Origin of the sequence: Dermabacter sp. HSID17554, assembly GCF_003989295.1 — a bacterium.
Classification (GTDB): Bacteria; Actinomycetota; Actinomycetes; order Actinomycetales; family Dermabacteraceae; genus Dermabacter; species Dermabacter vaginalis.
The window spans coordinates 519217-534610 of record NZ_RBLW01000002.1 but is presented as its reverse complement, the minus strand read 5'-3'; the positions used below and the strand labels follow the sequence as shown (position 1 = coordinate 534610).

Annotated in this window: 14 protein-coding genes; 10 read left to right on the top strand and 4 right to left on the bottom strand. The window is 64.7% G+C overall.

Annotation, left to right across the window (positions count from 1 at the left end; all coding sequences use genetic code 11):
- The first annotated feature begins 14 nt into the window (after nt 1-14).
- The 3 genes from D8M36_RS05420 to D8M36_RS05410 all read left to right on the top strand — a co-directional run bounded on the left by D8M36_RS05420 (nt 15) and on the right by D8M36_RS05410 (nt 2420).
- A complete protein-coding gene (locus D8M36_RS05420) occupies nt 15-1424 on the top strand; it encodes an ATP-binding protein (RefSeq protein ID WP_126847318.1) in 1410 nt (469 codons plus the stop codon).
- Nucleotides 1417-2082, top strand: coding sequence for a LuxR C-terminal-related transcriptional regulator (locus tag D8M36_RS05415; protein WP_126847316.1), 666 nt, complete (start codon nt 1417-1419; stop codon nt 2080-2082). Before D8M36_RS05420 ends, D8M36_RS05415 begins: the two co-directional genes overlap by 8 nt.
- 62 nt (nt 2083-2144) lie before the next feature.
- The gene (locus tag D8M36_RS05410) at nt 2145-2420 is read left to right on the top strand and encodes a 2Fe-2S iron-sulfur cluster-binding protein (protein ID WP_074298151.1); all 276 of its coding nucleotides are present in this window, start codon (nt 2145-2147) and stop codon (nt 2418-2420) included.
- A gap of 5 nt (nt 2421-2425) precedes the next feature.
- Here D8M36_RS05410 and D8M36_RS10335 read toward each other — a convergent pair whose 3' ends face one another.
- The 4 genes from D8M36_RS10335 to D8M36_RS05395 form a co-directional block, all read right to left on the bottom strand.
- Nucleotides 2426-3454, bottom strand: a complete 1029-nt coding sequence (locus tag D8M36_RS10335) for an ABC transporter ATP-binding protein (protein WP_238638391.1) — start codon at nt 3452-3454, stop codon at nt 2426-2428.
- 117 nt (nt 3455-3571) lie between these two features.
- The gene (locus D8M36_RS10330; protein ID WP_238638390.1) at nt 3572-4213 is read right to left on the bottom strand and encodes an ABC transporter transmembrane domain-containing protein; all 642 of its coding nucleotides are present in this window, start codon (nt 4211-4213) and stop codon (nt 3572-3574) included.
- The gene (locus D8M36_RS05400) at nt 4210-4992 is read right to left on the bottom strand and encodes an SDR family oxidoreductase (RefSeq protein ID WP_126847414.1); all 783 of its coding nucleotides are present in this window, start codon (nt 4990-4992) and stop codon (nt 4210-4212) included. Before D8M36_RS05400 ends, D8M36_RS10330 begins: the two co-directional genes overlap by 4 nt.
- Nucleotides 4992-6299 carry a PAS domain-containing protein gene (locus D8M36_RS05395; protein ID WP_126847314.1) on the bottom strand — a complete coding sequence of 436 codons (1308 nt, stop codon included), beginning with the start codon at nt 6297-6299 and terminating at the stop codon, nt 4992-4994. Before D8M36_RS05395 ends, D8M36_RS05400 begins: the two co-directional genes overlap by 1 nt.
- Nucleotides 6300-6496: 197 nt before the next feature.
- Between D8M36_RS05395 and valS the strand changes: the two genes are divergently transcribed.
- The 7 genes from valS to D8M36_RS05360 all read left to right on the top strand — a co-directional run bounded on the left by valS (nt 6497) and on the right by D8M36_RS05360 (nt 15328).
- The gene (gene valS / locus D8M36_RS05390; RefSeq protein ID WP_126847313.1) at nt 6497-9169 is read left to right on the top strand and encodes a valine--tRNA ligase; all 2673 of its coding nucleotides are present in this window, start codon (nt 6497-6499) and stop codon (nt 9167-9169) included.
- A gap of 168 nt (nt 9170-9337) precedes the next feature.
- Entirely contained in the window at nt 9338-9661 is a 324-nt protein-coding gene (locus tag D8M36_RS05385) for a hypothetical protein (RefSeq protein WP_065248284.1), read from the top strand.
- Nucleotides 9658-9969: a type II toxin-antitoxin system PemK/MazF family toxin gene (locus D8M36_RS05380; protein ID WP_074298159.1), complete on the top strand. Its 312-nt coding sequence runs from the start codon at nt 9658-9660 to the stop codon at nt 9967-9969. Before D8M36_RS05385 ends, D8M36_RS05380 begins: the two co-directional genes overlap by 4 nt.
- Before the next feature lie 220 nt (nt 9970-10189).
- The gene (locus D8M36_RS05375) at nt 10190-11407 is read left to right on the top strand and encodes a sarcosine oxidase subunit beta family protein (RefSeq protein WP_126847311.1); all 1218 of its coding nucleotides are present in this window, start codon (nt 10190-10192) and stop codon (nt 11405-11407) included.
- A 24-nt stretch (nt 11408-11431) separates the two neighbouring features.
- Complete coding sequence (locus D8M36_RS05370) at nt 11432-11749, top strand: sarcosine oxidase subunit delta (RefSeq protein ID WP_126847309.1); 318 nt, start codon at nt 11432-11434, stop codon at nt 11747-11749.
- 2 nt (nt 11750-11751) lie between these two features.
- Nucleotides 11752-14721: a 2Fe-2S iron-sulfur cluster-binding protein gene (locus D8M36_RS05365; RefSeq protein WP_164497572.1), complete on the top strand. Its 2970-nt coding sequence runs from the start codon at nt 11752-11754 to the stop codon at nt 14719-14721.
- A complete protein-coding gene (locus tag D8M36_RS05360) occupies nt 14714-15328 on the top strand; it encodes a sarcosine oxidase subunit gamma (RefSeq protein ID WP_126847305.1) in 615 nt (204 codons plus the stop codon). The genes D8M36_RS05365 and D8M36_RS05360 overlap by 8 nt, the downstream gene beginning before the upstream one ends.
- Nucleotides 15329-15394 lie beyond the last annotated feature (66 nt).

The window sequence follows — 15394 nt, the reverse complement described above, 5'->3', positions numbered from 1 at the left end:
GCCACTATGGTCGCATGAGCGAACTTCTCCAGCCGAGCGCCAGCGCGTGGACACGCGAACGTGCCGGCGCGGAGCTCACGGGCGTGTGCGCCGCGCTCGCGAAAGCCATGGGTGTTCCAGTGGGCGCCATTCGCGCCTTCTTCACGCTCGGTGGCCTCGCTCTTGCGTGCGTTCTTCCCGCAACGTTCCTTCTGCACCTTGCCCCCCTTGCGCTGTATGCGCTCCTCGGTATCGGCGGAAGCGTCATGCTCGTGTACGTTCTCGCGTGGTGGGCGCTTCCCCTTGACCGCGAGCACGAGCGCGAGGTTCTCGCCGAGCTGTCACATGCACCCGTGCGCGGAAAGCCCGCACTCCGCCAGGCCTCCCTCACACTCGCAAGCGGCCACACGCCGTTCGGGACGGCCGTGCGGTGGACAATCCTCGCGGGGATCGTGGGGGCCTCGGTCGCGATCGTGAGCGTTGGGGCCCTGCCCGCACTCGTTCCCGATCTGCATACCGAGGTTCCGGTGGCGATCGGCGCTGGCATCCTCTCCGCCGGTATTGCGCTAGGCACGCTCCCGCTCTCGAGCGTCGACATGGCCCGCTGGACGGGGCGGGTCTCGAGCCTTCCCCTCGCCGTGACGGGCGCCGTTCTCCTCGGGGGGCTCCTCCTCGTGGGCGGGGCTCTCGTGATCGTCGGTGCACTCCTTGGCGTGCGCGCGATGGGCATCACCGCCGCGGCAACCCTCTTCTCGCTCCTTCTCGCCTCGATCCTCGTGGTGCCGTGGGCCAGGCGACTGTGGGCGGGCATGCGCGAAGAGTCCCGCGAGCGCGCCCTCGCCGATCACCAGGCGGAAATCGCCTCGCACCTTCACGATTCGGTGCTCCAAACCCTCACCGTGATCCAGCGCGAATCAACCCCGCCAGAGCGCATGAAGCACCTCGCGCGCCAACAGGAAACTGAGCTTCGCCGCTGGCTGTACGGGAACATCACTCCTTCCTCCGCACCGCCGTACGCAACCCCGCGCGCCTCGCACGCCGCGCCGCTCACCCTTCGCGAAGCCGTCACCCGCATTGCGCAAGAGACCGAACGAGTGAATGAGGTGCCGATCGAGGTTGTCTGCGTGGGCGATGCGCCCTTCGCAAAGGGGTACCAGCCGCTCCTTCTCGCCCTTCGCGAGGCCGCGAGCAATGCTGCGCGCCACGGCAAGGTGGGTGTGCAGGTGTTCCTCGATGCCGCGGGGGAAAATATCGAAGTGTTCGTGCGCGACCGCGGCGACGGCTTCGACATGAACGCGATCCCTGAGGGGCGCCTCGGGGTGCGCGAGTCTATCCTTGGACGCATGGCCCGTGCTGGCGGCTTCGCGAGTGTGCGAGGCGCGATCGGTGGCGGCTGCGAAGTGACCCTCGTGCTCGAGAGACAGGAAAAGGAACGCCATGGCTGAGAACGTTCGCGTGCTCGTGGTCGATGACCACCGGATCTTCGCCTCGGGGGTGAGCGAGGAACTCAGCCGGCTCGGGGGCATCGAGATCGTGGGGATCGCCCTCACCGTGGAGGAAGCCATCGAAAAGGCGCGCGAGTTGCGCCCGAGCGTGGTGCTCCTCGACGTGCACCTTCCGGGTGGCAACGGTGGCGGCGGTGCGGAGGTCGCCGAGACCCTCGAGTCACTCACGACGGAAACGGGAGAGCCAGTGCGTTGCCTCGCCCTCTCGGTTTCGGATGCCGAGGAGGACGTGATCGCCGTGATTCGCGCGGGTGCACGCGGCTACGTCACGAAGTCCACGACCGGCGAAGAACTCGCGGCGGCACTCCACAAGATCGCCGAGGGCGATGCGGTGTTTTCGCCTCGCCTTGCAGGCTTCGTGCTCGATGCCTTTCGCGGCCAGGCACCGTCGATCCCAAGCGAGATGGATCTGCTGAGCCCGCGCGAGCAGGAAGTCATGAAGCTCATCGCGCGCGGCCACACGTACCGCGAGGCAGCATCGGCGCTCTTCATTTCGGATCGCACGATCGAAACCCACGTCTCGAACGTGCTCAAGAAACTTCAGCTCACGAACCGCTACGAGCTCTCCCGCTGGGCGCGCGAGAAGCGCGTGATTTAGGCTTGTGTGTCATGCTTGAGGGCGTTCATCCCTCATGATGCTTCGCAACAAGGAGATTTTCCGTGGGCCTCTTCGATAAGGAACCGTTCACCGCCACCGCAACCAAGTCCAACGTGACCGTTGAGGTTGACGAAGACACGTCGCTCCTCCAGGCGCTTCTCGATGCCGGCGTTCCCATGAAGTATTCGTGTGAGGGAGGCACGTGCGGCACGTGCGTCGTCCCTCTCGTGAGCGGCGAGGTCGAATACGAGAACGAGTACCTCGAGGAAGAGGAGCACGGCACGCGCATTGCGTGCTGCGTCGACCGCGGCGTGGGCCACATCGAGGTGGAGGCCTAAGAGCCTTACGCCTGCCGCCCACCCGTCGCGAGGCGGCTAAACTCGCCGCCCGCGGCACGCAACTGATCGAAGGTGCCGCGCTCGCAAATGCGCCCCGCCTTCACCACGAGAATCTGATCGGCATCGCGCACGGTCGAGAGTCTGTGCGCGATCGAGATCGTCGTGCGCCCCTCGCTGAGACTGCGCAGCGCCCCTCCCATGGCGCGCTCGGTCACGGTGTCAAGCGCGCTCGTGGCTTCGTCGAGAAGCAGAATGGGCGGGTCGCGAAGGATCGTTCGCGCGATCGCGAGGCGCTGCTTTTCCCCTCCCGAGAATCGGTATCCTCGCTCCCCCACGATCGTGTTGTAGCCGTGCGGGAGCGCCTCGATGTGGGCGTGGATTTGCGCCATTTCGCAGGCCCGCACCATGTCGGCTTCGCTGGCGTCGGGCTTTACGAACCGCAGGTTGTCGGCAATGCTCGCGTGGAGCAGGTAGGTCTCTTGCGTGACCACTCCGACGGCGCCCGCGAGCGAGTCGAGCGTCAACTCCCGCACGTCGATGCCGTCGATCAGGACCCTCCCCGAGCTCACGTCGTAGAGCCGTGAGAGGAGGTAGCCGAGAGTCGTTTTCCCACTTCCCGTGCTGCCCACAATCGCCGTGTGCGTGCCGCGAGGCACCTCAAACGCCACTCCTGCGATCGTGTCGCGCTCCGCGCCCGGGTACGCGAAGTGCACGTCCTCAAAACTCACGTGACCGCGGGCGCGCCCGCCGGGGAAGGTTTGCGCCTCTTCCGCTTCTTTGATGGGGATCTCGAGATCGAGGTATTCGAACACGCGCGTGAACAGCGCAAGGCTCGCGCGCACCTGGGTTGCGACGCGCAAAAGGGTGTTGAGCTGCGGGAAAAGCGTCGTTTGCATTGCCACGAAGGCCACGAGCGTACCAATCGTGAGATCCCCAATGCCCCGAATGAAGAGCACCCCGCCAATGAGGTAGGTGAGGGCCGGGATGATCCATAGGAGCACGGAGTAGAGGCCTTGCATCCAGCGGCCCGCCATTTCCGATTCGACTTCAAGACGCGAAAGGTCGCGCGATTCGTTGTCGAACGCTTCGATGATCGGTTCGGAGCGACCAAGGGTCGTTGACAGCAGGATTCCGGAGACGGAAAGGGACTCTTAAATGTGGGCGGAGAGATCGGCGGCGGCTTCTTGCCGACGCTTGACGAGTGCCCGGCGCCGCTTGCCCACACGTCGATTCAGGACCGACGCGATCGGTGTGGTGACGAGCGAAAAAAGGAAGAGCCTCCAGTCCATCGCGATCATCGCGATCGCGCTCATGAGGATCGTGGCGCTCGCCGAGACGATTTGGGTGGCAACGTTCGTGACGACCGACTGCATGGCGCCGATGTCGTTAAAGATGCGTGACTGAATCTCGCCGGTCCGCGTCGAGGTGAAGAACGGCAGGCCCATGCGCTGGAGGTGCGCAAAAACCCGCACTCGCAGGTCGTGCATGATGGCCTGCCCCACGCGGGTCGAGAGGAAGGATTGCAGCACCGTGAAGATCGCCCCCGCAACGTACACGGCGATCATGCCAAAAGCGCACCAGGCAAGAAGCGCAACGTCGCCTTCGGGCAGGGCAACATCGACGATCTCGCGCACGAGGAACGGCGAGATCACACCGGTGAGGGCGCCGAGCGCGATGAGGGCGAGAACGATGACAAGCGTTCCCCGGTGCGGGGAAAAGAGCGCGAGGATGCGTGTCGTTTCGACCTTTTGGCCGTCGCTGAGTCCCGTGTCGGGGAGCTCGAGTGGCCTCACGTGGTGCGAATAAGCTTGTGCTGCGCCGCTTGCGCGAGCGGCCGCAGCGTCACGAGGTCGAGATTCACGTGGTGCGGAAGATTGACGGAATACGCGATGACGTCGGCGACGTCGTCGGCCGTGAGCGGCTTCTCCACACCTTCGTAGACCTTGTCGGCGGCGGCCTGGTCACCGCCGAGGCGCGTGAGGCTGAATTCTTCGGTTCGCACGAGCCCGGGAGCAATTTCGATGACGCGGATCGGCTTGCCCGCAAGCTCAAGCCTGAGTGCAGAGGCGATCATGTGCTCGCCAGCCTTCGCGGCGTTGTAGCCGGATCCGCCTTCGTACGCTGCTTGACTCGCGGTCGAGGTCAGGAACACGACGTCGCCGTGACCGCTTGCCTCGAGTGCGGGAAGGAGCGCCTTTGTCACGCGGCCCGCGCCGATCACGTTCGAGCGGAACATGCCCTCCCACTTGTCGAAGGCGGCGTCGGCGACCTGCTCGACGCCGAGCGCGCCGCCAGCGATATTGCACAGCGTCGTGAGTTTTCCGGCGAACTCGCGCTCAACGTACTCAGCCACGCGCGCGACGTCGCCGTCAACACTCACGTCGCAGGCGAGAACAGCAAACATCTCGGGGTCGTTCACCATGCGCGCGAGATCCTCGAGTCGCTCGCGCCGGCGGGCAATCGCAAGAATGCGGTACCCCTCCTCGTAGAGACGAAGCGCCGTGGCGCGCCCAATTCCAGAGCTCGCGCCAGTCACGACCGCCGTCCGTGTCTCTCGCCAAGGCATATCCATCACACCTCCGTGTTTTCAAGGGCTTCGAGGAGCTGCTCGCGCATGCGCTCGAGCGGCGCCGCATCATATTCGGCGTCAAAGTCGTGCAGCGCTTTCGCGAGGCGTTCGAGCCTCGAGAGCGCAACGTCGGCGTCGATCACCGACTGACTGAAGTGGGGTTCAAGTGCCTCGGCACGCTCGGAGAGATCCGTGCCCTGCTCGAAGGATTCGTCGAGGAAGTTATCCACGAGCTCACGCCGCTCATGCATCTTCGCGCTCACGCTGTCGATCGAGGTTCGAGCTCGGTGAATCGCGACGTGGAGTGAGCCAATGTGCTGGAGCATGACGTCAAGATCCGCGAGGAGCGCGGAAACGAGGTCGCGGATCGCACTATTGGCCTCGGCGCGCGCGGCCGGCTCCTCGATCTCGAAGCGCTCGTCCGCAAACTGCGTGACCATCGCGGCCTGGAGGCGGGCGAGGGAAATCTGGAACTGGGTTTCGCGCGAGAGCGCTGCAAGGGTCGAAAGCTCGCCCGTGAGGGAGTTGAGCCGCGGGCGCAGGGCGTTGTCGCTCGAGTCCCACAGGCCGAGCTCGGCGGCGGCCTGAAGGTCGATGTCGTTGCGGATGCGGCGCAGAACCGAGTCGGTGTAGCTCGCGATTGTTTCGAGGGTCTCCTGATCGAACGACAGCACACTCACCTCAGCGTGGATGCCGAGGGCAGCGCGCACGATGAGGTCGATCGTATTGGTGACGACCATACCGAGGGTGCCTTCGAGAGCCTCCTCGCGCAGCATGACCTCGCGAAGGAGCGCCTTGCGCTGGAACATGTCGTAGCCGTCGTAGCCGAGATCGCGCACGGCGTTGTCCACGAGCTTCGCGCCCACGCCCGCAACCTCGCGCGCGCTCCTTCCCTGCTCGCGCAGCTTATTTTCTTCGGCGACGATAACCGCGTAGGCCTCGAACACGTCGTCGAAAGTCGCGGTGCTCATCGGCTTCGAACGCACCGAGAGGTACCCGCCTTCGGGAAGTGGGGTGACCGTGGCAAAGACGTCGTAGTGGCTACCGTCGGCTGAAAGGTTGCGAATGTACCCCGCGAACGGCTGGCCCTTTTCCACCGACTCCCAGAGCAGGCGGAAAACGCCAGAGGGCATGTCGGGGTGGCGAATGATGTTGTGCGGAGCACCCTTGAGCTGGTTCGCCTCGTAGCGCGAGAGCCGCACGAACACGTCGTTGGCCTTGTCGATGTGGCCGCGCTCGTCGGTCGTGGAAAAGAACAGCTCACCCGCCTCAAACTCAAGTGCGTGGCCGGTGGGGTCGGGGCGCTTCATGGGAACCTTCCGCTTGCGGGCGTCGTGGGGGCCGGGCGCGGGTGTCCGACGCCGGCTCGCCCCTATAGTATGCCGCGCCTAGAGGCCTACAAGGCACAAAGGGCCCAGCGTGAGACTGCCCTTTTCAGCGCTTCTCGTTGGGGCATCTCACGCCCCCGTAGCACCACCGATGCGTGCATGCGTGAAACAATGAGCGCATGAGCGAAAACAGCCACGACGCAGGTCACGACTCGACCGCCCAACCGATGAGCCCCGCAATTCCCGACCGCCCGAGCCTCGATGGTCTCGAGGGCAAGTGGGATGCCGAGTGGGAAAGCGCGAAGGTGTACGCGTTTAACCGCGAGACGAGCCGCGAGAAGGTCTTCTCGATCGACACTCCCCCGCCCACCGCTTCGGGCTCGCTGCACATCGGTCACGTGTTTGCGTACACGCAGGCCGATATCCTCGCACGGTTCCAACGCATGGCCGGCAAGGACGTGTTCTACCCGATGGGCTGGGACGATAACGGCCTGCCCACGGAGCGCCGCGTGCAGAATTACTTCGGCGTGCGCTGCGATCCGAGCCTTCCGTACGTCGAGAACTTTGAGCCGCCGCACCGGGGCGGTAACGCGAAGACTTCAAAGCCGCAGAACCAAATGCCGATCAGCCGCAAGAACTTCATCGAGCTGTGCCTCGAGCTGGCAACGGAAGATGAGAAGGCGTTCGAGCACACGTTCCGCACCCTCGGCCTTTCGGTCGATTGGAACCTTCGCTATCAAACGATTGACGACAACTCCCGCGCCGTGAGCCAGAAGGCCTTCCTCACTCACCTGAAGAACGGCCAGGCCTACCAGGCCGAAGCGCCCACCCCGTGGGACGTCACGTTCCGCACCGCGGTCGCGCAGGCCGAGCAGGAAGACCACGATCGCGAGGGCGCCTACCACCGCCTGGGCTTTACACGCGTGGATAATGGCGAAAAGGTGTTCATCGAGACGACCCGCCCGGAGCTTCTTCCCGCGTGCGTTGCCCTCGTCGCCCACCCTGACGACGAGCGCTACAAGCCTCTGTTCGGCACGAAGGTGCTCTCGCCACTCTTCGAGGTTGAGGTGCCGGTTCTCGCGCACCCGCTCGCGCAGGCCGATAAGGGCGCCGGCATCGCGATGATCTGTACGTTCGGCGATGCGACCGACGTGATCTGGTGGCGCGAACTCGACCTTCCCACGCGCGCCGTGATCGGCCGCGATGGCCGCTTCCTCGAGGACGCCCCGTGGATCACGAGCGAGGCAGGCCGCGAGCGCTACGCCGAACTCGCAGGCCTCACCGTGTTCAGCGCGCAAAAGCGCGTCGTCGAGATGGTCACCGAGACGGGCGACATGGTGGGCGAGCCGAAGAAGATCACCCACCCTGTCAAGTTCTACGAGAAGGGCGATAAACCCCTCGAGTACGTCACGAGCCGCCAGTGGTACATCACGAACGGTGGGCGCGATGAGGCCGACGGCACTTTGCGCACGGCGCTGCTGAAGCGCGGCGACGACCTCACCTGGTATCCGGAATTCATGGCCTCGCGCTACCGCAACTGGGTCGAGAACCTCACGGGTGACTGGCTCGTGAGCCGCCAGCGCTACTTCGGCGTGCCGATCCCCGTGTGGTACGGCCTCGATGAGCGCGGCGAGATCGATTATGACCGCGTGCTCGTGCCCGCGGAGGATCGCCTCCCCTTGGATCCCACCCTCGATGCGCCCGAGGGCTTCGAGGATTCTCAGCGCGATCAGCCAAACGGCTTCACGGCTGATCCGGACGTGTTCGACACGTGGGCGACGAGCTCGCTCACGCCGCTTCTCGCGACCGGTTGGCTCAATGACTCCGACCTGTTCGAGAAGGTCTACCCGATGGATCTTCGCCCGCAGGGCCACGACATCATCCGCACGTGGCTGTTCAGCACGGTCGTGCGCTCGCACCTGCTGACCGATTCGCTTCCGTGGCAGGGCGCGAGCATCAACGGGTGGATCCTCGATCCGGACCGCAAGAAGATGTCGAAGTCGAAGGGCAACGTCGTCACGCCAATCGACCTGCTCGAGAAGTATGGCTCGGATGGCGTGCGCTATTGGGCTGCACGCGCCCGCCAGGGTGCGGATACGGCTTTCGAAGAGGGCCAGATGAAGATCGGCCGCCGCCTCGCGATCAAGATCCTCAACGCCTCGAAGTTCGCGCTCGGTTTTGGCGAGGTGGCGTCGGACCCGGAGGGCACCCTCCCCGCCGACCCGGCTGCCGTGACCGAACCGCTCGACCGCGCGATGCTCGCCTCTCTCGCGAGTGTCGTGGACCAAGCGAGTGCGGCGATGGCGAAACTCGACTACGCGCGCGCGATCGAAGTCATCGAGCCGTTCTTCTGGACGTTCTGCGATGACTACATCGAGCTCGTGAAGAACCGCGCACACGGCGCTGCGGGCGAAGGCCCCGCGGCTTCGGCACGCGCGGCGCTCCAGATTGCGCTCGAGACCCTGCTGCGTCTTTTCGCTCCGTACCTCCCGTTCGCGACCGACGAGGTGTGGAGCTGGTGGCGTGAGGGCTCGGTGCATGCGCAGGCGTGGCCCACCTCCGCTCCGCTCGCGAAAGCCGCTGCGGGCCAGGACGAATCGCTCCTGCGCATCGTGAGCGAGGCGATCATCTCGGTGCGCAAGGTCAAGAGCGATGCGAAGGTCTCGCAGAAGACCCCGATGCTCCGCGCCCACCTCGCACTCCCCGAGGCGGCGCTCGCGCAGTTCGAGAGCGTGCGCTTCGACGTGTGCGCGCTCGGTTCGATCGAGGAGCTCACGCTCGAGCCCTCGACCGATGGCGCGATCACGCTCTCGAAGGTTGAGCTCGGCGAGCCGCCCGCGAAGAAGAAATAGGCGCGGACCGGCCGCAAAACCACAGAGCCGATTAACACAAGGGCCCCGACGGGCACGGCAGGACCTCGCTCCTCCGTGGCTCTCGGGGCCTTTCGCCTATCATCACACTCCTCAACCGTGCAGCATTTACTGCTGCAGATCATGCTGCATGTGCGTTACGCTGTTGACATGAGCACCAGCACTCTCTCCCGAAAAAGCGTTCCGGTTGATGCAGAAATGTCCACTTTCACCCGGGATATACGCACTCCTGGCACCCCCGCTCGCGAAGCAGTTGAAGCGCTCGTAGGCCCGCTACCCGACCACCTTTCTGAGGCTCAGGCACTGAGCACTCTTCTGAACGTTGCACGCGACAAGGTGCAGGAAACTGCAAACGCCTCCGGTTACGCCGCCTACGCGGCGACACTTAACGAAGAGGATCGGGCTGCCGCAGACCACGGGCGTAAGCGCCGTCATGAGCGTGCGAGACGACGAGCCGAAGCAGGCACCGAATGACCCTCACTCGCGGGAATATTTACTGGGTAGACCTGGGATACGGAGAAAAGCCCTTTCTCGTCGTTTCCAACAATGCACGCAACCGAGCCCTGAAGAGTGCGATCGTCGCCCGAATAACGACATCCGAAAAACCCCCGCTCGAGAGCATCGTGAAACTCAGCTCGTACGATCCCCTCGTGGGCCGAGTACTATGCGACGATCTCGAAACGATTGATGAAGACGAGGTACTCCGCCACGGTGGCGCGCTCTCACTCCACACAATTCAGCTCGTTGACCGCGGCTTACGCGCCGCACTGGCCCTAAGGTGACTCGTGCCGCAGCGGGGGCGCTGTGGTCCAACGCCCCTGGCCAGTACGGCCGGCCACCATACGAACACTCTCACGAAGACTCCCATGTGTTGCCACAAAAGCAACCCGGTTGCACTGATCGCTTGACTGCCCTTTGGTCTCTCTCTAGGATCGACACCAATACCTTCCGTGGAAATGACGCCCAGTCGTTTTCTCAATGACGAGAACCTAGGAGGCCCCCGTGGCGGAAGAACTCCCTCAACACCCCGATTTCCTGTGGGATAACCCGGACCCGAAGAAAACCTACGACGCGATCGTCGTGGGCGGCGGCGGTCACGGACTCGCCACCGCGTATTACCTCGCAAAAAACCACGGGATGACCAACATCGCCCTGCTTGAAAAGGGGTGGCTCGCGGGCGGCAACATGGCCCGCAACACCACGATCATCCGGTCGAACTACCTGTGGAACGAATCCGCGGCGATCTACGAGCATGCGATGAAGCTCTGGGAAGGCCTCACCGAGGAACTCGAGTACGAGATGTTCTTTTCGCAGCGCGGCGTGCTCAATCTTGCGCACACGCTCGGCGACGTGCGCGAATCGGTGCGAAGAGTCGAGGCGAACAAGCTCAACGGCGTGGACGCCGAGTGGCTCACGCCCGAGCAGGTCAAAGAAGTGTGCCCGATCCTCAACATCAGCGACAACGTGCGCTACCCGGTTATGGGCGCGACCTACCAGCCGCGCGCGGGCATCGCGAAACACGACTGGGTCGCGTGGGGCTACGCGCGCAAGTGCAATGAGCTCGGCGTGGACATCATCCAAAACTGCGAGGTCACGAAGGTTCTTTCCGACGGTGGCCGCGCCATCGGCGTAGAGACCACTCGCGGAAAGATCCTCGCCCCCAAGATCGCGCTTGCGGCCGCGGGCCACACCACGACCCTCACGGATCAACTCGGGGTGCGCGTGCCCACTCAGTCGCATCCGCTCCAGGCCCTCGTCTCGGAGCTTTTCGAGCCCGTGCATCCCACGGTCGTCATGAGCAACCACGTGCACATGTACGTGTCCCAGGCACACAAGGGTGAACTCGTCATGGGCGCGGGAATTGACCAATACAACGGCTACGCTCAGCGCGGCTCGTTCCACGTGGTCTCCGAGCAGATCGCCGCCTCGATCGAGCTGTTTCCCGTGTTCTCGCGCGCGCACCTTCTGCGCACGTGGGGCGGGATCGTGGACGTCACGCTCGATGCCTCCCCCATCATGTCGCTGTGCGACGTCGAAGGCGTGTACATCAACTGCGGGTGGGGCACGGGCGGCTTCAAGGCCACCCCCGCATGCGGCTGGACCTTCGCCTACACGGTCGCAAACGACCGCCCCCACGAATTGAATGAGCCGTTCTCCCTTGAGCGGTTCACGACCGGCCACCTGATCGACGAGCACGGCGCCGCTGCCGTCGCTCACTAACCCACGGCGAAAGAGAGACCAACGATGCTTCTTCTCACGTGCCCCCACTGCGGCGACCGCGACGAGATCGAGTTCCACTACGGCGGCGAGGCCCACGTGGCCTACCCCGAGAAAACCGCGGAGTTGAGCGACGCCGAATGGGCCCACTACCTGTTCTACCGCTCGAATCCCAAAGGTGAGTACGCCGAGCGATGGCTGCACTCGGGCGGCTGCCGCAAATGGTTCAACGCCCTGCGCGATACGGCAACCCACGAGTTCCTCGCGTTTTATCCGGTTGGCGAGAAACGCCCCGAGCTTGACGGCGGCAACGAGGCCGCCCACACGATGGGAGAGACCAAGTGAGCATGCGACTATCCCCCGAGCATTCCCCTCGGCACGGCCTTGAAAAGGGCGAGCCCTTCTCGATCACGGTGGATGGCGTGGAGATCGAGGCTTTCGAGGGCGACACGGTTGCCTCGGCCCTCATCGCCTCCGGGCGGATCCACACGGCCGAATCGATGTACCGCCACCGCCCACGCGGAATCTTCGCGGCGGGAATCGAGGAGCCGAACGGCCTCATCACGGTGCGTGCACGCGACGCGCACGATATCGACGAGACGATGCTCCCCGTCACAACGGTTCCGGCCACGCCCGGCCTCGAGACCCTTTTCGTTTCCGGCCAGGGCGCACTCGATCCGCGTCCCGATCCGGCACTCTACGACCACAAGCACCGCCACGTGGACGTGCTCATCGTGGGTGCGGGCCCCGCGGGCATTGCCGCTGCGCGCTCGGCCCTCGCAGGCCAGTGCAGGATCGTGCTTATCGACGACCAGCCCGTACCCGGCGGCTCACTTCTCTCGGCGCGCGATGTCGAGATCGATGGCGTCAGCGGCCCCGAATGGGCACGCACCGAAATCGAGAAGCTCGAAAAGAACAGCGACTTCACGTACCTTCCGCGCACGAGCGCCTTCGGTTGCTACGACGCAAACTACGTAATCGCGGTCGAAAACCGCACCGATCACCTTCCACGTGCCAAGCGCCCCGGAGTGTCGCGCCAGCGCATGTGGCAGTTCCGCGCCGCGGAGGTCATTCTTGCGACCGGCGCTCTCGAGCGGCCGCTCGTGTTCAAGAACAACGACCGCCCGGGCATCATGCTCGCCTCGGCCGTGAGCACCTACCTCAACCGCTACGGCGCGCTGCCGGGCCGCCGAGCGGCGCTGTTTACCACCAACGACGCGGGCTATGAGAGTGCGCTCGACCTCTCGGCGGCCGGGGCGAAGGTCACCGCGATCATCGATGCACGGAGCCGCGTGCCCGAGCACTGCGAGAAAATCGCGCACGAGATCGGCGCGGCCCTCTACGCGGGCTCCGCCGTAGTCGATACCGACGCGGGCGAGGGCGGGCTCCTGAGTGCCGTCACCGTGCGCGGACTCGATACCAACGCCGAGCTCACGGGCGAAGCACGCCGCATCGAGGGCGATCTCCTCGCCGTCTCGGGCGGATACAGCCCCACCGTTCACCTCCACACCCACCGCCAGGGAAAGACCACGTGGAACACGGACATCGCGGGCTTCGTGCCCGTCTCCCCCGTTGCCCACCAGCACCACGCGGGCGCCCTCACCGGCAAATTTGCGCTCGACGATGCCCTCGAGGCAGGCCACCGCGTGGGGATCGAGGCCCGCGAGGCCGCCGCCGAAAATAAGGGCTTCAACGCCGGGAAACTGAAGCGCGAGGTTGCCAAGGCAAGCGTCGGAACCGCACTGCCCCTTGACCGCTCCCCCGTGCAGCCCGTGTGGCTCGTGCCCGCGGAGGAGGGCGAGCCGGGTGAGTGGAACGAGCACTTCGTGGATCTCCAGCGCGACCAGGCCGTTGCCGAGGTCATGCGCGCCTACGGGGCGGGCATGCACAGCATCGAGCACATCAAGCGCTACACGTCGATTGGCACGGCCAACGATCAGGGCAAAACTTCGGGCGTGAACGCAATGGCAATCCTCGCGGCGGCACTCGGCGAAGATGACCTCGAGAAAGTGGGCGTCTCGAACTACCGCGCGCCCTACTCCCCCGTGTCCTTCGCGGTCATTGCGGGCCGTGAGCGCGGCGACCTCTTCGACCCCGCGCGCCTCACGTCGATCCACCCGTGGCACCTCGCCCACGGCGCAAAGTTCGAGGACGTGGGCCAATGGAAGCGCCCCTGGTACTACCCGCAGGGAGCGGAATCGATGGACGCAGCGGTGCGCCGCGAGTGCGCGGCGGTACGCGAGTCCGTGGGTTTCATGGACGGCACCACACTCGGCAAGATCGAGATTCGCGGGAAGGACGCGGCGGAATTCCTCGACCGCGTGTACACGAATTCGTTCCGTCTTCTCAAGGTGGGCATGGGGCGCTACGGCGTGATGTGCACGCCTGACGGCATGATCTTCGACGATGGCGTGACGATGAGGCTCGCGGAGGATCGCTTCCTCATGACCACCACCTCGTCGGGGGCCGCGAAGGTTCTCGACCACCTCGAGGAATATTCGCAAACGGAGTGGCCCGAGCTCGACGTGACGTTCACGTCGGTCACGGAGCAGTATGCGACGATCACGGTCGCGGGCCCGAAGTCACGCGCCGTGATCGAAAAAGTGGTTCCGAACATCGATGTTTCCGCCAAGGGCTTCCCGTTCATGGCGTTTCGCGACACGACTCTCGAAAGCGGGATTCCGGCGCGCGTGTGCCGCATCTCGTTCTCGGGAGAGCTCTGTTTCGAGATCAATGTGGAGGCCTACTACGGTCTCGCCGTGTGGGAGGCCGTCGAGGAGGCCGGGCGCGAATTTGGCATCACACCGTACGGCACGGAAACGATGCACGTTCTGCGCGCGGAGAAGGGCTTCATCATCGTGGGTCAGGACACGGACGGCACGGTCACGCCGCAGGATGCGGGCATGAGCTGGGTCGTGTCGAAGAAGAAGGAGGAGTTCCTCGGCAAGCGGTCGTTTGCGAGGGCCCACACCGCGGCGGAGGATCGGCGTCACCTCGTGACGGTTCTGCCCGTGGACCGCCGGCTTCGCCTTCGTGAAGGCGCGCAGCTCGTGGAAAAGGGCACGGATCTCACGGTTCGTGACGCTGACGCCACGACTCCCCTGCTGCCGGGTGATGGGCAAATCGAGGACATCGGCTTCGTAACCTCGAGCTACGACTCGGTGGCGCTCGGCCGCACCTTTGGTCTCGCGCTCATCGAGCGCGGTCGCGAGCGCGAAGGTGAGATCATTTCGAGCCCCGTGGATGGCCGCCTCGTCGATGTAGAAATTGGGCCCCTGTGCCTGTTTGATCCGGAAGGAGAGCGCCGCGATGGCTAACGCTCAGTTGAAAGAATTCCGCGTCACGCCCGCCGCGCATCTCGCGGGTGAGATGGAGGCGGCGCGCGTGTGCGGCCCGCGCTCGGTGGCACTCACGGAGCTTGATTCGCCTCTTCAGGTGGGGCTTCGCGCGAAGCCCGGAAGCGAAAGCGCGAGGGCGCTTGAGAGCGTGCTCGGCTTTGCGCTTCCTTCGCGGGTTGGCGAGGTGACGGGAAGTTCCGACGCCAGTCACGTTTTGTGGCTTTCGCCCGACGAATTCCTGTACGTCGATCCCTCCGATACGACTCAGGCAGCCGCGGCTGACCTCGAGGCCTCTCTCGAAGGATTGCCGGGGCACGCCGTGGATCTTTCCGCGAATCGCACCGTGTTTGAGCTTTCTGGCCGCGCCAGCGAGGAGCTTCTCGAGAAGGGCTGCAACGCGGATCTTCACCCGCGTGAGTTCCCCGCGGGTCGTGCGGTCGCGACCCAGCTGGCGCACGTGCCGATCCTTTTGCACCGCGTGGAGCAGAATGTGTGGCGCCTCTACCCGCGCGCGAGCTTCGCCGATTTCGTGGCGCGCTGGATCATTGATGCGATGGCGGAGTACCGCCAAAGCGAGGTTTTCTAGCGCCCAGTGTGCACGAGTGGGGCCGCTTCGCGCGCTGGGCGCAGGGCGGTCCCCTTTCTTGTGCGC